We start from the raw sequence: 17,059 nt of genomic DNA, 5'->3' as shown, positions 1-17,059 counted from the left end.
GTCAACCGGCCTCCGGCTGCGGTGTCAGGTCGCTGCGGCCCCGGCCCATCAGCTCCAGGCCGGCCATGGCCTGCGCGGCCCCGGCCTGATCGGTCTTCTCGACGACGAAGCCCATGTGAATGATCACCCAGTCGCCGGGCGCGAACGTCTCCTCCGGCAGCATCCCGACATTGACCTTGCGTGATTCACCGGTGACGTCGACGAGTGCGAGCTGCCCCTCGAAACCATCCAGCATTTCGATGACCTGTCCGGGTATGCCCAAACACATGGCTCAGCACTCCTTTTCGGCCATCGACGATGTGGCGGCCTGCAGCGCCGCGACGATCTCTTCCACCGCCCGCGCCGCCCGCGGGATGGCCTGGGCGACCGGTTCGGTCAGCCCGATGCCCTCCCGGACGCTGCCCGCCTCGCACCCGACGACCACGGTGTAGGGCGGATGGCCGCCCAGTGCCCGCAGGCTGGCGAAGACCGCGGCGGGGTCCATGCTGTGCCCGTCCAGTCCGTCCGTCGCGGGCGACGCATCGTGGTCGGCCTGAAAGATGTGCAAGGTGCCGGGATGACCCTGGCTGGGCACGGCGTCGACCAAGACCAGCGTGTCCCACTCTTCGAGTAGGTCATAGGCGAGGTGCATGCCCCGAATTCCATAGTCGATGACCTGGACGGTCGGATCGTCCTGGGGCAGCTCGGCATTGCGGACCACTTCGGAGCCGAACCCGTCGTCTCCCAGGAAGATGTTGCCGATCCCGGCTACCAGGATGCGCGCTGTCATGGCGGTACCCGCGTCGGTTACATCCGCCTCAACTTGAGATAGCGCCGGGCATCCGGTACCGATATCACGCCGAGCGCCAGCGCGACCGCGGCCACCAGCGCGACGATGGCGATGAAGATCCAACCTAGGACTTCCATGGTGAACTCCTTTCAGGGGTTTGTGCTGTGCTGCGACTGCAGCGGTTCGATTTCGTCGGGGGAGAAGTACAGATAGCGGCCGTACCAGTCGTGCAGGTCCGCGGCCGGGTCTTCGTCAACCACGACGCCGACGTGCTTGTTGCCCTCCACGTCCTCATGCACCGACGTGACGCGCGCGATCTTGCCGGCGACGAAGATGTCCTGGGCATCGGCGTTACGCCTCGGCCGCAACCGGACCTTGCTGCCCCGCGCGATCCGCACCCCGTTCACCAGCACCGCATCGATCTCTGGGCGGACGGCGTTGTCGGCCAGCGGATCCCACCAATCCACTCCCTCGGGGATCTCGGGCACCAGCCCGGCGGAGACATCGAGCGTGTGCGGATCACGCAGCACGCCGTGCAGCCGGGCCATCGCCTCGGGTGACATGGCGTCGCATTCGTCGATGATCCGCGCGGCCCGCGGGTCGGTTGCCCGGGCCTGTGCCTTCTCGTCGTCGGTCATGGTCATCACGCGCAGGGTGAGGATCTCGTCGATCTCCGTGCAGTCGTACAGGGCGGTGTCGCTCTGCTCGGCGACCTCGGGGTGGTCGTACAGGATGATCGGTGAGATCAGCAGCATGTCGTCGGCGCCCGGGGGTCCGGCCAACACCGGGAAGCAGCGGTGCTGCCGGCACCGGGACACCGCATCCGTCGCGTCCGGGGACGGCTCGAGCAGCGAGATGAACCGGCCGCCAACCACTTCGGCGAGGACGTGCGTCCCGATCATGGATCGCGCGATCGCATCCGCCTTATCGTGCGCGGGCGCCCCGGTGTTGGCGACCCGTACCGAAACCCGCCGCAGGTCGCCGTCGGGCTCGCTGCTGACCGTCAGCACACCGCGTATCTCGTGTCGCTCGCGAACCAGCCGGCCGCCGTCCAGCACTTCGATGTCGGTTGCCGCGGCGACCGTCAGCGGCAGCGACCAGGGCTCATCGCCGAACGCGAGGGGGCCGAAGGAGAGTTCGCACTCCACCGCTTCGTCCCAAGACAGCCACGAGCCGGCCGGGGTCCGCAATTCGTCGACGGGCGCGAAATCGCCGTCGCCGACTTCCCGTTCGGCCCGCCGGTGCTGCAACTGCAGGAAGCGCACCACCAGCGTCAGCGCCCGGGCGTCATCGATCATGAACTCCGCGCAAAGGGTATCGTCTTCGCCCAGGCCGGCTTCGGCCGCGCCCTGCGGCCCCAAAACGCCGAATTGCCAACGTGATTGGTTCTTGCTCGACGTTCCCCGGTACGGGTACAGCAGATAGCCCTCGTAGAGCACCGCGTCGGCGACGGTGCGCGCCCGATCCCAGCTCGAGGTCATCGCGAAACCTCGTGATCGGCGGTGGCATCCAGCAGCGAGGTGACCGCGTGGTCGAAGTCGAGCATCCCGTGGGCTGACTTGTAACCGGCCAGCTCCGCGATGGTCTCGTGGCTCAGCCGGATCCATCCGCTGTTGGGGTAGTGCTGTGCGATCAGGTCACGCCAGACCGTGACCGGCATGGCATAGTTGTCCTCGCAGTCCCACGACACCTGCTGAACCGAGAACCCGCGCCCGGAGTTGACGAAAACCGTTCCGCTGAACAGGAACTGCAGTGGCACGGCACCATCGCGCAGCGCGTGCAGATATTTGGCCGCGGCGACCTCGAAGTCGTAGGTGCACTCCAGCGGCAGGGTCGCGGTCGTGTGACCGGTGAACCCCGGCACCATCGCGGTGCAATGCTGCCAAAGGAAGGTGCGTTGGGTGCTGGCCCAACGCTCGCGGCCGCCGAACAAATCCAGCAGACCGGCCGCTTCCTCGTCGGAATACGTGCGGCGCAGCGGCTCGATGCGGATCTGGCAGCGCAGGGCGATGGCGTGCACCGGGTCATCGCCGCCGGCGGTGACGCCGACGCGGGCGGTGAGCACCGGACTGACGCTGTACGGTTCGGGCGTCACGTCCAGAACCGCGAAGCTCACGTTCATCGGCGGGCCGTTCATCGCGGTGTCTTTGTGGCGCGGGTGGCGAGCCGGTCGAAGAAGCCGTCGATGAATTCCCGGGCCTGCTGGCCGCCGTCGAAGCCGCGCCACACCATGCGCAGGTGTCCGACGAATTCATAGCAGGCATCGATGGGCACCAGATACGTTTGCGGCTGCGATAACTCGCCATCCTGGCTGCTGTCGGCGACCCGTACCAGCAGCGCCTCGACGTCGTCGGCCAGCAGGCTCACCCGCGGGTCGGCGCCGCGAATGGTGTCCCAGACGTCCATGTCCAGCTCGGATTCGGTGGCCCCGGCCGGCCCCGGGTAGAAGGCGACGGTGTGTCCCAGGGCCGAGTTGGTGAAGAAGAAGGCGACCCCGACCGGGATCTGCAGCGCCTCCCACACCTGGCGATCCAGCGCGAAGTCGGGAAACCACAGGTACCGGTCCGGCACCGCGCGGTACCGCAGGTCGGCTTCGGTGTCGGTGAACAGCAGATAGCAGGCCCGGCAGACGCACATCAGTTGGCGGCCGGCCACATTGACCACGTGCTGATGCTCGTCGGCGATCGACTCCGCGCACATCTCACAGCGCTCGCCCGCCGGCTCGGGGGCGCGCCGGTCGCTCCTGATGCGGGCCAAGACGTCGAACGGGGTGCTCATGCCGGTGCGCCCAGCACGTCGGACCGCAACGCCACCGACAACAGGCCGTCTCGGGTCAGCAGCGGAATCGGATCGAGGTGGACCGCCGCACCACCGGCCGCGGTTCCCGCGGCGACGACGTCGAAATCCGTTCCGCAGCGGGCACATCCCAGCAGGTGACCGCGCAGTTGTGAACCCGTCAGCGAGTCGTCACACACCGGGCAGTGATCGCGGTAGGCGAAGGTCTGGTCGGCGACCCGGCAGGCCAGCACGGCCACCCCCTCGATTACGAATCCCGCGACTTCGCCGGGTGTCAACTCGGCCAGCTCGGGTGCCGGGTGCCAGGCGGTCGGGCCATGGCCGTTCGAATGCAGATGCGCCAGGAGCGATTCGGTGGGAATGACGTTCGGTGAAGTGGCCGTCGGGGCGGCGGTCACCACCTCGATCGCGGAGATCTCCGGGGCCGCCGCGCGCACCGCGTCCTGCACGGCCAGCTCCAGCGTCACCGCCGACGACGGGCAGCTCTTACAGCTACCGGTGAAGGCCAGCCGTACGGTGAGTTCTTCCGGGTGGGCGCCCGGAACGATGTCGAGCAGGTCGACGTCTCCGCCGTGTGAACCCAGGTACGGACGGACCCGATCCAGCGCGTCGGAGACCCTGCGGTGCAGGTCGTGCGGATGTAACCCGTGCACCAGGAGCAGGCTGGCCACCAGGTCGTCGGTGGCCAGCCGCTCGACCAGCCCCCTATCCGGCCCGGGATCACCGGCCATCTGCATGATCCGCTCCAGCCCGGCGCCGTAAAGCCCGACCACCTCGCGAACCAGTTGCTGCGCACGGTCATACGCGGCGGTCCCACTCGCTGCGCAGGAATCCAGCAGTGTCTGGATCCGATCGCCCGCCTCACGCCACCGCGCGTCGTTCGGGGACATCTCCGGGCGATCCGCCATACGTCACTCCTTTAATGGTGCCGACCCGCCGCGCCCGGCTTCGCCGCGCTTGCGATCGTCACTCTCCGGCGGGTGACTGGGTTGGCGTGTGCAGTCTCTCCAGGGATTTGCCCTTCCCCAGGTACATGTGCACGCCACACGGCAGGCACGGATCGAAGCTGCGCACCGTGCGCATGACGTCGATGCCCTTGAAGTTGTCCCGGTCGTTCTCCTCGAAGATCGGCTGGCCCTGCACCGCGTCCTCGTACGGGCCCGGTGTGCCATAACTGTCGCGTGGGTTGGCATTCCACGGGGTGGGCGGATACGGGTGATAGTTGGCGATCTTGCCGTCCCGGATCACCATGTGGTGGCTGAGCACGCCGCGCACCGCCTCGGTGAAGCCGCATCCGATGGCCTCGTCGGGCACGTCGAACTTCTCCCACGTCTTGGTGCGCCCGGCCCGAATCTCTCCGAGCGCCTTCTCGGCGAAGTGCAAAGCGCAGGCCGCCGCATAGGCCTGGAAGTAGGTGCGCGCCCGGTCCCGTTCGATCGTGTTGCTGCCGTACTCGGGGATCTTCCACTCGAACTCGACGGGTCCCTTGAGGGCCGTCTTGGGCAGGTTGATCTTGACGCTGGAACCGGTCGCCTTGACGTAGCCGATGTCGACCAGGCCGGCCAGCGCCGTCGACCACAGCCGGGCCAGCGGGCCGCCGCCGGTGTCCAGCGCCAGGTGGTCCTTGCCGTCGAACCAGCGCGGGGACATCACCCAGCTGTACTTGCCGCCCTCCATATCCCGCTTTTGCGGATGCGGGTTGGTGTGCTGGTTCCACGGATGGCGCCGGTCCACCTGGTTGCCCAGCGGATCGGTCTTGACGAACATCTCCTGGTCGGTCCAGTCGTCGTAATACGAACTGCCCAAAAGGATTCGGATGCCGAGGTTGATGTCCACCAATGAGTGGGTGACCAGCTTTCCGTCGACCACCACGCCCGGGGTGACGAACATCGCGTTGCCCCAGCGCTCCATGTCCTTGTATTCGAAGTTGCACACCTCGGGGTCCTGGAACGAGCCCCAGCAGCCCAGCAGGGTGCGGCGCAGCCCGACGTTTTCGTAACCGGGCAGCGCCTCGTAGAAGAAGTCGAACAGGTCGTCGTGCATGGGCACGACCTTCTTCATGAATTCGACGTAGCGCATCAGCCGGGTCATGTAGTCCGTCATCAGCTGGATCGTGGCCACGGTGCCGACGCCGCCCGGGTACAGCGTGGACGGGTGCACGTGGCGGCCCTCCATGAGGCAGAACATCTCTCGCGTGTACCGGCTGGTCTGCAGGGCCTCGCGGTAGAACTCGCCGCTGAACGGGTTCAGGGAGCGCATGATGTCGGCGATCGTGCGGTAGCCGTGCATGTCGGCACGCGGCGCCGGCGTGTTCTCGGCCCTGGCGAGCACGCTCGGGTTGGTCTCGGAGACCATCTTCTCGCAGAAGTCCACCCCAACCAGGTTCTCCTGGAAGATGTTGTGGTCGAACATGTATTCCGCGGCCTCACCGAGGTTGACGATCCACTCACCCAGGTGCGGCGGTTTGACCCCGTAGGCCATGTTCTGCGTGTAACACGAACACGTGGCGTGGTTGTCGCCGCAGATGCCGCAGATGCGGCTGGTGATGAAGTGGGCGTCGCGAGGGTCCTTGCCCTTCATGAAGATCGAGTAGCCGCGGAAGATCGACGAGGTGCTGTGGCACTCGACGACTTCTCGGTTCTCGAAGTCGATCTTGGTGTAGATGCCCAGACTGCCCACGATCCTGGTGATGGGATCCCAGGCCATGTCGACCAGTTGGCCGGGTTCCCTCTTGGCATGGGTGGGTTCGGGAATGGTGGTTGTCATCGCGCTACTTCTTCCGCTTTGGCTGCTGTCCGCGTTGGCTGACGCGGCGACGGCTCTTCGTCTACGAATTCAGAGAAGAGCGCGCCGACCCGGTAGGTGACCTACCAGGTGCGGCGTGCTCCGGTGGTGAGTTGGTCGCCGTTGTGGCGCCAGCGCGGCTCCTTGTCGACCGTGCGGCCGGTAATGTGCCTCAGGCTGCGGATCACGCCCCCGTACAGACCCGATGCCGCGGTGGACACCTTGCCCCCAGGCGGCTCATCCATGAACGGCATGAACTTGTCCGGGAAGCCCGGCATCGTGCAGCCGATGCAGATGCCACCAACGTTGGGGCAACCCCCGACACCGTTGATCCACCCGCGCTTGGGCACGTTGCACTTTACGACCGGACCCCAACAGCCCAGCTTCACAATGCATTTCGGCGAGCCGTACTCGGTGGCGAAGTCACCCTGCTCGTAGTAGCCGGCCCGGTCGCAACCCTCGTGCACGGTCTTGCCGAACAGCCACTGCGGGCGCAGCGCGTCGTCGAGCGGGATCATCGGCGCCTGACCGGTGGCCATGTAGAGCAGATAGGTCAGCGTCTCGGACAGGTTGTCCGGGTGGATCGGGCAGCCGGGCACGCACACGATCGGGATGCCCGCCTTGCTCTTCCAGTCCCACCCGAGGTAATCCGGTACGCCCATCGCCCCTGTCGGGTTGCCCGCCATCGCGTGGATTCCCCCGTAGGTGGCGCAGGTCCCGACCGCCACGATGGCGGTGGCCTTGGGCGCCAACCGGTCGAGCCACTCGCTGGTGGTCATCGGCTGCCCGGTGGCCGGGTCGTTACCGAAACCGCACCAGTAACCTTCGTCCTTGATCCTCTCGTTCGGGATGGATCCTTCGACCACGAGCACAAAGGGTTCCAACTCGCCGCGGTCGGCCTTGAAGAACCACTCCAAAAAGTCGTCCGCCCCTCCGTTGGGTCCGCATTCGAAGTCGATCAGGGGCCAGTGCACGGCGACCTGCGGGAGTCCGGGCAGGGCGCCCAGAGCGATTTCCTCGACGCTGGGTTGGGTGGCGGCAGTCAACGCCACCGAATCACCGTCACAACTGAGGCCCGCGTTGATCCATAGGACATGAATCAATGTTTGTTCTGCCTTGACTGCTGCTTCCGTTGGCATGCTGCAGCTTTCCGGAGCCGGGCTGGGGCTCCTGCGCCGCCGGAGTCGACCGTCGGCCCACTTGCGCAGCGCTATTTTTCGGGTCTACTCCCGCGATCGTGCGTTGTCAACGGTTCGGCATTACTCACTAATAGTCATATGTCGTATGACGCCGAAACCGCGTGCTGCGCCTGGGAGATTCGCCGAGTCCCGCCAAGCATCGCGGCGCGGTCGTCCTGCGAATGCTTCGCAGGATCACGAGCGGTGCGCGCTCGCGCCCTCCTCAATCAGGCCCCGTCGGCGGCGAAGCGCCGCAGCCAGCCGAACCATGCGGCCATCCCGTCGCCGGTGCGGGCACTGACCGGCAAAATCGTCGCTGCCGCATTGACTTTGCGCACATGGGCGATGTACGTGTCGACGTCCACGTCGAGGTGGGGCACCAGGTCGATCTTGTTCAGCAGCACCACGTCCACCGACCGGAACATCACCGGATACTTCAGCGGCTTGTCCTCGCCCTCGGTCACCGAATAGACCATGGCCTTGGCGTGCTCGCCGACGTCGAACTCCGCCGGGCAGACCAGATTTCCGACGTTCTCGATGATCACCAGGTCCAGCGCGGCGAGGTCGAGGCCGGGCAGCGCGCGGTTGATCATGGGCGCGTCGAGGTGGCATTCGCCGCCAAATCCGTTGCTGGTATTGAGCAGTGATATCTGGGCGCCGCGGCCGCGCAGCTTCGCCGCGTCCAGGTCGGTGGCGATGTCACCCTCGATCACTCCGATCCCCAGCTCGCCGGCGAGTTCATCGAGCGTCGCCCGCAGGACGGTGGTCTTGCCCGATCCCGGCGAGCTCATCAGGTTCAGGGTGCGCACCGCGTTGCTGTCGAAGGCCGCCCGGTTGGCGTCGGCGAGCAGGTCATTCTCGGCGAAGATCGCTTCCAGCACGTCGATGCGCTGACTGCCGGTCTGGTAGTGGCTGTGATCGCCGTGGCCGTGATCGTGCGGAAGGTCATCGTGTGAGTGGGCGTGCACGGTTCCATCGTCGTGCCGATGAAATCTACCCATGGTTGAATCGATTCATAGCCAACGCCTTTCACGAGACATCCAATGACGTCACCAAGAATTCATTGCCGCGCAGCACCTCGACCTCGGAACTGTCGCACCGCGGACACCAAATCGACCACGGCGAGGTGATCTCGGATTGGCCGCCGCACGCGCGGCACCTGACTTCGGCGCTGACGCATTCGAGCTCCAGCTCGGCGTCCGGCATGTCCTCGGCGTCGCGGACCAGCGTCCAGCAGAACGACAGCGACTCGGGCACGACCTGACGAAGCGCGCCCACCCGCACCCGCACCACCTCGACGTGCCGCCCGGCGGCGTGGTCTTTGACCACACCGGCGATCGCCTCGCACAGCGACAGCTCGTGCATGAGCACTGTTCTACACCCGAACGCCGCGGGCAGCACGCGTCTTAGGGCGAGGTCCACTTCTCTTCGATGCGCCCGTAGCGCCAGACGAGCAGGGACACCGCCCAGGTGGCGATGAACATGGCGACGACGACGTAGCCGATCGCGTTGAGGTCCAGCCCACCGATCCAGCTCCAGAACGCACCCCGCCAACCGCATTGGTCGGCGACCAGGGCGAGGAGTTCGACGCTGCCGATCAGGACTGCGACCGCCACCGACAGCGCGGTGATGGTGATGTTGTAGTAGATCTTGCGCACCGGGTTGGAAAAGGCCCAGCCGTAGGCGAAATTCATGAACGAGCCGTCGATGGTGTCCAGCAGGCACATGCCGGCGGTGAACAGCACCGGCAGGCACATGATGGCGTACCACGGCAGCCCGGCGGCCGCGCTGGTGCCGGCCAGCACCAGCAGCGCGATCTCGGTGGCGGTGTCGAAGCCGAGCCCGAACAACAGGCCGACCGGATAGCAGTGCCAGGACTTGGTGATGGATTTCGTGAAGCGGCCGAGCAACCTGTTCATCAGTCCGCGGTTGTCCAGATGCCGCTCCAGTACGGCCGCGTCGTTGTCGGGATCGTATTCGCCCCGGCGCAGCCGCGCGAAGACGCGCAGTATGCCGACCAGGACGATGATGTTGAGCAGGGCGATCGCGTACAGGAACACACCCGAGACACTGGTGCCGATCAGTCCGGTGTAATGGTGTAGCGCCGAGGAGTCGTCGCGGACCGGCCCCACGACCGTCTTCACCCCGCACGCCAGCAGCACCGCCAGCCCGAAGACCACCGTGGAGTGGCCGAGTGAGAAGAAGAAGCCGACCGCCAGCGGGCGCTGGCCGTCATTCATCAGCTTGCGGGTGGTGTTGTCGATGGCGGCGATATGGTCGGCGTCGAAAGCGTGACGCATGCCCAGGGTGTAGGCCGTCAACCCGATTCCGACGCCAAAAGCTCTGCCGCCCAAGCTATATTGGGCCGGCGCCACGAAGACGACCATGGTGAACCAGCCGACTATATGCAGCGCGACGATCACCGCCAGCATCGATGCCAGTCGCCACCACTCCGCCGCTGTCAGGGCGCCGAGAAGCCTGGCCGTCCGTGATGGCCGCCGGTCGATCTCGGTGCTGGCCACTGGGGTCCTTTCGGCGCGTCCGTGCGGTGTCGGGCTGAGAACAACCGGCACGACTGTAAGTTCCCCCGCTCGCCAGATGCAAGTGAGTTGCAGGAATCCCGGAGGGGATGGGTACCGATTGCGTCGAAGACTGGCGATCCCGCCGCCGGGGCGCGACACTGAACCGGTGACGGCCAAGCCATCGGCACCGGATGCGTCGGCCACCGAGCGGATCGGCGAGTTTCTGCGCGCCCGAGGGCTGCGGCGGATGGCCTCGCGTATCCAGGTGCTGACGGTGCTCGAGCCGGTCAGCGGTCATCTGCCGGTCGCCGAGATCCACAAGCGGATGCGGGAGTGTCTGCCGCCCGGCACCCATGCGCCCGACGTGGCGACCGTCTATCGCACCGTGACCACCCTCGTCGACCAGGGGGTGTTGCACGCGCTGACGCTCGACGGCGGGGTGACCACCTACGGGCTGGCCACCGCTCCGCACCACCACGCGGTGTGCACCAAGTGCGGCGCCATCATCGAGGTGCCGGCCTGGCAGCTCAGTTCGGCGCTCGAACACGCGATGGCGGGTAGTTCCTTCGCGCTGTCGGAGGCGGCCGGCCTGACGCTGCACGGCCTGTGCCCGCAGTGCCAGGACGACAAGCCGCGCCGGGGCTGAGGTCAGCGCAGACCCAGGAGCGCGTTCTCCACGACTTCGGGCAGCGCCGGATGGATCCAGTACTGGCCGCGGGCCATCTGTGGGGCGGTGAGTCCGAAGCTCATCGCCTGGATCAACGGCTGGATGATCGACGATGCTTGCGGACCCATGATATGCGCACCCAGCAGTCGCCCGGTGCCGCGCTCGGCGACGAGCTTCACCATCCCGGTGGTGTCCTCCATCGCCCAGCCGTAGGCGACGTCGCCGTAGTTCTGAATGCTCGTCGACACCTTGAAACCCTGTGCGATGGCTTGGTTTTCGGTCAGCCCTACGGAGGCGATCTGTGGATCGGTGAACACCGCCGACGGTACGTAGCGGTGGTCGGTAACGGCCATGGCGTCGGTGTCGTCCCAGTCGCAGAGCAGGTTGTGTTGCACGACGCGCGCCTCGTGGTTGGCGACGTGCTTGAGCTGATACGGCGACGACACGTCACCGAGGGCGAAAATCCCACGCGCCGTGGTTCGCTGGTACTGGTCGACGACCAGCAGACCGTCCTCGACGGCGACACCGACCTGCTCGAGGTCGAGTTGATCGGCGTTGGGCACCCGCCCGGTCGCGACCAGCAGCGCGTCGGCATGCACGGTGCGACCGTCGTCGAGCTGCACGGCCACCCTTGAGCCCTGGTTCTCTGCGCCCACGACGTTGCGGTGGGTGTGCAGTTCCCACTTGCTCGATGCGATGCGGGTGAAGCGTTGGCTCAGGACGTCGTCGCAATGCCGGAGCAAGGCGGAGCCGCGGATCACCAGGGTGACTTTCGAGCCCAGCGAGGAGAAGATGTGGGCGAATTCGGCCGCCACGAAGCCGCCCCCGACGATCACCAGATGCTTTGGCAATTCAGGGATTCGCATGATCGTGTCGCTGGTGTAGTAGCGGGCGCCGCACTCGAGGATCGCCGAGGGGACCACGGCGCGTGCGCCGGCGGCGATCACCACCTGCTCGGCGGTGAACTCGTCGCCGTCATCGGTGCGCAAGAGGTAGCGCCCGTCGTCCTGCACCGGACCGAACCTGGTGTGCTGCTTGTACATGTCGACGTTGGGTGCGGCGGTCCGGTGATCCTCGCCGCTGACCCCGATCGGGTCGATGCGCCCGAAGATGCGCGAGACGATGTCGTCCCAGCGCACCCCGTCGATGCGTGCGTCGATGCCGAAGCGTGCCGCGTCGCGGATCGTCTGGGCCACCTCGGCGGCGTAGACGAACATCTTCGTCGGGACGCACCCGACGTTCAGGCAGGTGCCACCGAAGGTGCCCTGTTCGCAGATCGCCACCCGCTTTTCGGCGAATCGGTCGTCGAGAATGCTGTTGCCCGAACCGGTTCCGATGATCGCGACATCGTAGGTCTCCAAGCCGTCATCCCTTTCGCAGCGATGCCGAGGCATCATTGTCGGTGCGCAGGTAGCCCTCCAGCCAGAGGTCCAGTTCCCGATAGGCGACTGCGCGCGGGCCCGGCACCGACAAGAACACGTCGTGCTTGGCGTCGACCACCGGGACCACGGTGCTGCGGTTGCCGACACAGCCGGCCCAGCGGGCGATCTGGGTGACGTCGAGGACCGCGTCGCCGCACCGCATGGACGCGGAATCGGTGCTTTCCCGCACGCTGTGGTCCGACCGCAGGATCAGATTCGGCACACCGACGTCCAGGCCGCGATGCAGCCGGGCCTGGCCGCGGCGGATGGCGTGCAGCCAGCCGAAGGTGATGGGAAAGCCGCCCACGGGTTTCCATTGCAGGTCGTAGTCGAACTCACCGCCATAGTCGCGGTGCAGGGTGGTGCCGTACCCGCCTTCACCCGGTGACCGGGCGATGCCCTTGGACCGCACCCGGGACAGGCCGGCGATCAGCGCCACGGTCGCGGAATGCCGCAGGATGGGCGGGCCGGGCAACTCCAAGAACGGGCTGTTGAGCACCAGGCCGCCAACCGCGGCGTGCGCGGCCGGATTTCGCCGGCGCAATCGGTCCAGCCACAGCGACACGATGAGTCCGCCCGCCGAATGCGCGTACAACAGCACCCGGCCGTGTTCGGCGGTGCCGGCCAGCGCCTGATCGAGTTCAGCCTCGTAATTGGTGAGGTCGGTGACGAAGTGCGGCGTCTGTCCGTCGCGCCGCGACCGGCCGCACTTATGGAGGTCCAGCGCGTAGAAGGCGAAGCCGCGCGCCGCGAAGTGATCGGCCAGCTCGGTGTGGAAGAAGTAGTCGGTGTAGCCGTGCACCGCCAGCACCGCGTGCCGGGCGGGCGCCGTCTCGCGGCCCGTCTTTTGCGGTTCAGGCCCGCGCCGTATCAGCGTCGCGACGATGTCGCCCTCGCCGGCCGGATCGGGCCCGAGCGCGATGGTGCGCTGCTGATAACCGGGGAGGACATCGGGCATCCAGCCGGTCGCCTCGCCGGTCGCGCCGCCAGTCACCCCGCCTTTCACCACGCCAGCTTAGAGCTTTTGCTGGCATGGGCGGCGCACGGCGTTCGCGCCGACTTCGCCTCGGGATAACCTGGGATCGGCGCAGTCGAGGGAAGGACCAGTAAGCCGGTGTCATCGCTAGCCAGAACCACGTCGACGGACGTCGTGCTGGTGGGCGCGGGCATCATGAGCGCGACGCTGGGAGCGTTGCTGCGCCGGCTGCAGCCGGATTGGTCGATGACCTTCGTGGAGCGCCTGGACGCCGTCGCCGCCGAGAGCAGTAGCCCCTGGAACAACGCGGGCACCGGACATTCCGCGCTGTGCGAACTGAACTACACGCCGCAGCGTGCCGACGGCTCGATCGATATCAGCAAAGCGGTGCGCATCAACGAGCAGTTCCAGGTGACCCGGCAGTTTTGGGCCTACGCCGTCGAGAACGAGATCCTGACCGATCGGCGATTTCTCACCGCGATCCCGCACGCGAGCTTCGTGCGCGGCGCGCAGCGCGTCGAGTATCTGCGGCGGCGCCATCAGGCCTTGGCTCCCAACCCGTTGTTCGCCGGCATCGAATTGATCGACGACGCGGGCGAGTTCGCCCGCCGATTACCGTTCATGGCGGCCGGACGCGACTTCTCCGAACCGACGGCGCTCAACTGGGCCGCCAACGGCACCGATGTCGACTTCGGCGCCCTGTCGCGACAACTGGTCGGGTTCTGCGTGCGCAACGGCGCGACGGTCCTGTTCGGCCACGAGGTGCGCAACCTGTCCCGTCAGTCCGACGGCAGCTGGACGCTGCTGATCCGCAACCGGCGCACCGGCGAAAAACGCCGTCTGAACGCCAGATTCGTCTTCGTCGGGGCCGGCGGTGACGCGCTGCCGCTGTTGCAGAAGTCCGGCATCGCCGAGGTCAAGGGTTACGCGGGGTTTCCCATCGGCGGCCGGTTCCTGCGCGCCGGCAACCCGGCGCTCACCGCCGCGCACCGGGCCAAGGTGTACGGGGCGCCCGCACCGGGCGCCCCGCCGCTGGGTGCTTTGCACCTCGACCTGCGCTACGTCAACGGCGCCCCGTGGCTGGTGTTCGGCCCGTACGCGGGATGGTCGCCGAAGTTCTTGAAACACGGGCACTTCACCGACCTGCCCCGCTCGGTGAAACCGGACAACCTGGCCTCGCTGCTCGGCGTCGGGCTCAGCCAGCGGACCCTGCTCAGATACCTGGTCGGTCAGCTGCGGTTGTCCCAGCCGGATCGGCTTCGCATGTTGCGCGAATTCGCCCCCACCGCAACGGGTTCGGATTGGGAGCTGACGGTGGCCGGCCAGCGCGTGCAGGTGATCCGCCGGGACAAGCGCAAGGGTGGCGTGCTCGACTTCGACACCACCGTGGTTGGCGCCGCCGATGGAAGCATCGCGGGGTTGCTCGGCGGCTCCCCGGGGGCGTCGACCGCGGTGCCGATCATGCTCGGCGTGCTGGAACGCTGCTTTGCCAATCGCTTTCAATCGTGGCTACCCGCGCTCAAGGAGATGGTTCCGTCGCTGGGTGCGTCACTGTCGGATGAGCCGGCGCTGTACGACGAGGTTTTCTCCTGGGGAACGAGGGTTTTGGGGATGGGTGTCAATGGGTGAAGCACTGCGACGTATTTGGGCCAAAGACCTTGACGCCCAGACGCTGTACGAGCTACTCAAGCTAAGGGTGGAGGTGTTCGTCGTCGAACAGGCGATCCCGTATCCGGAGCTGGACGGGCGTGACCTGCTGGCCGAGACCCGGCACTTCTGGCTGGAAACGCCTGACGGCGAAGTGATCTGCACGCTGCGGCTGATGGAGGAGCACGCCGGGGGCGAGAAGGCGTTCCGGATTGGCCGGCTGTGCACCAAACGCAGTGCGCGCGGTCAGGGGCACACCACCCGGCTGCTGCGCGCGGCGCTGGCCGAGGTGGGTGACTACCCGTGCCGGATCAACGCGCAGACCTATCTGGCGGACATGTACGCCCAGCACGGGTTCGTGCGTGACGGCGACGATTTCCTCGACGACGGCGTCCCGCACGTGCCCATGCTGCGCCCCGGCTCGGGTTTGGCGACGATGCCGTGAAGCCCTACCCGTTCAGCGCGATCGTAGGCCATGACCAGCTGCGCCTGGCCCTGCTGCTGTGCGCGGTGCGCCCGGAAATCGGCGGCGCGCTGATTCGCGGTGAGAAGGGCACCGCCAAGTCGACGGCCGTGCGCGGCCTTGCGGCGTTGCTGTCCGAGGCCACCGGCAGCGACGCCGGCCTGGTCGAAATGCCACTCGGGGCAACCGAAGACCGGGTGATCGGCTCGCTGGACCTGCAGCGCGTGCTGCGCGACGGCGAGCACGCCTTCTCGCCGGGCCTGCTGGCCCGCGCGCACGGCGGTGTGCTCTATGTGGACGAGGTCAACCTGCTGCACGATCACCTGGTCGACGTGCTGCTCGATGCCGCGGCGATGGGGCGGGTGCACGTCGAACGCGACGGCATCTCGCATTCGCACGAGGCCCGGTTCGTGTTGATCGGCACCATGAATCCCGAAGAGGGTGAACTGCGTCCGCAGCTGCTGGACCGGTTCGGGCTGACCGTCGACGTCCACGCGTCGCGCGACGTCGACGTGCGGGTGCAGGTCATCCGGCAGCGGATGGCGTACGAGGCCGACCCGGACGGCTTCGCCCAGCGCTATGCCGACGCCGACGCCGAGCTGGCCCGGCGCATCGCCGCGGCGCGGGCGCTGGTCGACGAGGTGGTGTTGCCCGACGAGGAATTACGGCGGATCGCGGCGCTGTGTGCGGCGTTCGATGTGGATGGGATGCGCGCCGATCTGGTGGTGGCCCGCACGGCCGTCGCGCACGCCGCCTGGCGCGGCGCGCACACCGTCGCCGAAGAGGACATCCGGGCGGCCGCCGAACTGGCGCTGCCGCACCGCCGCCGCCGCGATCCCTTCGACGATCCGGGCATCGACCGCGACCAGCTGGATGAGGCACTGGCGCGCGCCCGTTCCGACCCGGAACCCGATCCCGACCCGCCCGGCGGCGGCCAGTCAACGCAAACGGAACAGGATGTGTCACAACAGAACTCATCCGAGAGCGGTAAGCCGCAGCAGCCGAAGACCAGGCCCAGCGCGCCGCCGGCGAAGACCTTCCGGACCCGCGCGCTGCGGGTGCCGGGCGTCGGGGAGGGCACGCCCGGACGCCGGTCGCGGGCCCGCAACGCCAGCGGCAGCGTCATCGCCGCCGCCGATGCGGACGACGCGGGTTGCGCCGGCCACGGGCTGCACCTGTTCGCCACCCTGCTGTCGGCCGCCGAGCGCGCCGGCGCCGGGCCGTTGCGGCCGCGGCCCGACGACGTGCGCCGCGCCGTACGAGAGGGACGCGAAGGCAACCTGGTGATCTTCGTCGTGGACGCATCGGGTTCGATGGCCGCACGCGATCGGATGGCCGCGGTCAGCGGCGCCACGCTGTCGCTGCTGCGCGACGCCTATCAGCGTCGCGACAAGGTCGCCGTCATCACGTTTCGCCAACAACAGGCGCGGCTGTTGTTGCCGCCGACGTCCTCGGCGCACATCGCCGGGCGCCGACTGACCCGGTTCGACACCGGCGGCAAAACCCCACTGGCCGAAGGCCTGCTGGCCGCGCGTGAGCTCATCGTGCGGGAGAAGGCGCGTGACCGGGCGCGGCGTTCGCTGGTCGTGGTGCTCACCGATGGGCGGGCCACCGCCGGCCCGGATCCGTTGGGCCGCAGCCGGATCGCGGCGGCCCGGCTGGTCGCCGAAGGTGCCGCCGCGGTGGTCGTCGACTGCGAAACATCCTTTGTCCGGCTGGGCCTGGCCGAGCAACTGGCCCGCCAACTGGGGGCTCCGGCCATCCGGCTGCAGCAGCTGCACGCGGATTCCCTGACGCGCGCGGTGCGCGACGCGGCCTGAGCGGAAAGGTGACCCC

General features: G+C 67.3%; 17 protein-coding genes and 1 pseudogene. 4 read left to right on the top strand and 14 right to left on the bottom strand.

Translation table 11 applies throughout. The annotated features are described in order from the left end of the window. Position 1 precedes the first annotated feature (1 nt). From ACIUM1_RS06150 to ACIUM1_RS06095, 12 genes and pseudogenes are all read right to left on the bottom strand, one after another. The gene (locus ACIUM1_RS06150) at positions 2 to 268 is read right to left on the bottom strand and encodes a HypC/HybG/HupF family hydrogenase formation chaperone (RefSeq protein WP_406816350.1); all 267 of its coding nucleotides are present in this window, start codon (positions 266 to 268) and stop codon (positions 2 to 4) included. A 3-nt stretch (positions 269 to 271) separates the two neighbouring features. Continuing rightward, the gene (locus tag ACIUM1_RS06145; RefSeq protein WP_406816349.1) at positions 272 to 769 is read right to left on the bottom strand and encodes a hydrogenase maturation protease; all 498 of its coding nucleotides are present in this window, start codon (positions 767 to 769) and stop codon (positions 272 to 274) included. A 17-nt stretch (positions 770 to 786) separates the two neighbouring features. Continuing rightward, entirely contained in the window at positions 787 to 906 is a 120-nt protein-coding gene (locus ACIUM1_RS06140) for a DUF6893 family small protein (protein ID WP_406816348.1), read from the bottom strand. Beyond that, positions 894 to 2,250: pseudogene (locus ACIUM1_RS06135) on the bottom strand (hypothetical protein). The gene ACIUM1_RS06140 and the pseudogene ACIUM1_RS06135 overlap by 13 nt, the downstream one beginning before the upstream one ends. After that, entirely contained in the window at positions 2,247 to 2,906 is a 660-nt protein-coding gene (locus ACIUM1_RS06130; RefSeq protein WP_406816347.1) for a DUF6084 family protein, read from the bottom strand. The pseudogene ACIUM1_RS06135 and the gene ACIUM1_RS06130 overlap by 4 nt, the downstream one beginning before the upstream one ends. Continuing rightward, positions 2,903 to 3,547 (bottom strand): DUF5947 family protein, encoded by a 645-nt coding sequence (locus tag ACIUM1_RS06125; RefSeq protein WP_406816346.1) that lies wholly within the window; start codon positions 3,545 to 3,547, stop codon positions 2,903 to 2,905. Before ACIUM1_RS06125 ends, ACIUM1_RS06130 begins: the two co-directional genes overlap by 4 nt. After that, the gene (locus ACIUM1_RS06120; protein WP_406816345.1) at positions 3,544 to 4,473 is read right to left on the bottom strand and encodes a NifU family protein; all 930 of its coding nucleotides are present in this window, start codon (positions 4,471 to 4,473) and stop codon (positions 3,544 to 3,546) included. The genes ACIUM1_RS06125 and ACIUM1_RS06120 overlap by 4 nt, the downstream gene beginning before the upstream one ends. Positions 4,474 to 4,531: 58 nt before the next feature. Next, positions 4,532 to 6,331, bottom strand: a complete 1,800-nt coding sequence (locus ACIUM1_RS06115; RefSeq protein WP_406816344.1) for a nickel-dependent hydrogenase large subunit — start codon at positions 6,329 to 6,331, stop codon at positions 4,532 to 4,534. A gap of 101 nt (positions 6,332 to 6,432) precedes the next feature. Next, positions 6,433 to 7,488, bottom strand: coding sequence for a hydrogenase expression protein HypE (locus tag ACIUM1_RS06110; protein WP_406816343.1), 1,056 nt, complete (start codon positions 7,486 to 7,488; stop codon positions 6,433 to 6,435). A gap of 266 nt (positions 7,489 to 7,754) precedes the next feature. Next, positions 7,755 to 8,528 (bottom strand): hydrogenase nickel incorporation protein HypB, encoded by a 774-nt coding sequence (hypB, locus tag ACIUM1_RS06105; protein ID WP_406816342.1) that lies wholly within the window; start codon positions 8,526 to 8,528, stop codon positions 7,755 to 7,757. Between the two features lie 28 nt (positions 8,529 to 8,556). Further along, positions 8,557 to 8,892: a hydrogenase maturation nickel metallochaperone HypA gene (locus ACIUM1_RS06100; protein ID WP_406816341.1), complete on the bottom strand. Its 336-nt coding sequence runs from the start codon at positions 8,890 to 8,892 to the stop codon at positions 8,557 to 8,559. A 41-nt stretch (positions 8,893 to 8,933) separates the two neighbouring features. Then, on the bottom strand, positions 8,934 to 10,049 hold the full coding sequence (locus ACIUM1_RS06095) for a HoxN/HupN/NixA family nickel/cobalt transporter (RefSeq protein WP_406816340.1): 1,116 nt from the start codon (positions 10,047 to 10,049) through the stop codon (positions 8,934 to 8,936). 166 nt (positions 10,050 to 10,215) lie between these two features. On the opposite strand from ACIUM1_RS06095, the gene ACIUM1_RS06090 reads away from it, so the two are divergent. Beyond that, a complete protein-coding gene (locus tag ACIUM1_RS06090; RefSeq protein ID WP_406816339.1) occupies positions 10,216 to 10,695 on the top strand; it encodes a Fur family transcriptional regulator in 480 nt (159 codons plus the stop codon). A 2-nt stretch (positions 10,696 to 10,697) separates the two neighbouring features. Here the strand turns inward: ACIUM1_RS06090 and mtr are convergent, their stop codons facing one another. Together mtr and ACIUM1_RS06080 are read right to left on the bottom strand one after the other, a co-directional pair. After that, positions 10,698 to 12,077, bottom strand: coding sequence for a mycothione reductase (gene mtr / locus ACIUM1_RS06085; protein ID WP_406816338.1), 1,380 nt, complete (start codon positions 12,075 to 12,077; stop codon positions 10,698 to 10,700). Positions 12,078 to 12,081: 4 nt separating this feature from the next. Continuing rightward, positions 12,082 to 13,095 carry an alpha/beta hydrolase gene (locus ACIUM1_RS06080; RefSeq protein WP_406817555.1) on the bottom strand — a complete coding sequence of 338 codons (1,014 nt, stop codon included), beginning with the start codon at positions 13,093 to 13,095 and terminating at the stop codon, positions 12,082 to 12,084. Positions 13,096 to 13,251: 156 nt separating this feature from the next. Between ACIUM1_RS06080 and mqo the strand changes: the two genes are divergently transcribed. The 3 genes from mqo to ACIUM1_RS06065 are packed head-to-tail and all read left to right on the top strand — an operon-like array spanning position 13,252 to position 17,043. Continuing rightward, a complete protein-coding gene (mqo, locus tag ACIUM1_RS06075) occupies positions 13,252 to 14,742 on the top strand; it encodes a malate dehydrogenase (quinone) (protein WP_406816337.1) in 1,491 nt (496 codons plus the stop codon). Next, positions 14,735 to 15,205 carry a GNAT family N-acetyltransferase gene (locus tag ACIUM1_RS06070; protein ID WP_406816336.1) on the top strand — a complete coding sequence of 157 codons (471 nt, stop codon included), beginning with the start codon at positions 14,735 to 14,737 and terminating at the stop codon, positions 15,203 to 15,205. The genes mqo and ACIUM1_RS06070 overlap by 8 nt, the downstream gene beginning before the upstream one ends. Continuing rightward, positions 15,202 to 17,043, top strand: coding sequence for a magnesium chelatase subunit D family protein (locus ACIUM1_RS06065; protein ID WP_406816335.1), 1,842 nt, complete (start codon positions 15,202 to 15,204; stop codon positions 17,041 to 17,043). Before ACIUM1_RS06070 ends, ACIUM1_RS06065 begins: the two co-directional genes overlap by 4 nt. The last annotated feature ends 16 nt before the right edge of the window (positions 17,044 to 17,059 follow it).

The organism is Mycobacterium sp. M23085 (assembly GCF_045343915.1).
GTDB lineage: Bacteria > Actinomycetota > Actinomycetes > Mycobacteriales > Mycobacteriaceae > Mycobacterium.
The sequence above is the reverse complement of the archived record's forward strand: the minus strand, read 5'-3'. Positions and strand labels throughout refer to the sequence as shown.

Excerpts from the sequence above, each read along its gene's own strand:
- ACIUM1_RS06110 (WP_406816343.1), bottom strand. The coding sequence starts at position 7,488 with ATGCCAACGGAAGCAGCAGTCAAGGCAGAACAAACATTGATTCATGTC.
- ACIUM1_RS06115 (WP_406816344.1), bottom strand. The coding sequence starts at position 6,331 with ATGACAACCACCATTCCCGAACCCACCCATGCCAAGAGGGAACCCGGC.
- ACIUM1_RS06100 (WP_406816341.1), bottom strand. The coding sequence starts at position 8,892 with ATGCACGAGCTGTCGCTGTGCGAGGCGATCGCCGGTGTGGTCAAAGAC.
- ACIUM1_RS06145 (WP_406816349.1), bottom strand. The coding sequence starts at position 769 with ATGACAGCGCGCATCCTGGTAGCCGGGATCGGCAACATCTTCCTGGGA.
- hypB (WP_406816342.1), bottom strand. The coding sequence starts at position 8,528 with ATGGGTAGATTTCATCGGCACGACGATGGAACCGTGCACGCCCACTCA.
- ACIUM1_RS06150 (WP_406816350.1), bottom strand. The coding sequence starts at position 268 with ATGTGTTTGGGCATACCCGGACAGGTCATCGAAATGCTGGATGGTTTC.
- ACIUM1_RS06125 (WP_406816346.1), bottom strand. The coding sequence starts at position 3,547 with ATGAGCACCCCGTTCGACGTCTTGGCCCGCATCAGGAGCGACCGGCGC.
- ACIUM1_RS06130 (WP_406816347.1), bottom strand. The coding sequence starts at position 2,906 with ATGAACGGCCCGCCGATGAACGTGAGCTTCGCGGTTCTGGACGTGACG.
- ACIUM1_RS06120 (WP_406816345.1), bottom strand. The coding sequence starts at position 4,473 with ATGGCGGATCGCCCGGAGATGTCCCCGAACGACGCGCGGTGGCGTGAG.
- ACIUM1_RS06140 (WP_406816348.1), bottom strand. The coding sequence starts at position 906 with ATGGAAGTCCTAGGTTGGATCTTCATCGCCATCGTCGCGCTGGTGGCC.
- ACIUM1_RS06070 (WP_406816336.1), top strand. The coding sequence starts at position 14,735 with ATGGGTGAAGCACTGCGACGTATTTGGGCCAAAGACCTTGACGCCCAG.
- ACIUM1_RS06080 (WP_406817555.1), bottom strand. The coding sequence starts at position 13,095 with ATGCCCGATGTCCTCCCCGGTTATCAGCAGCGCACCATCGCGCTCGGG.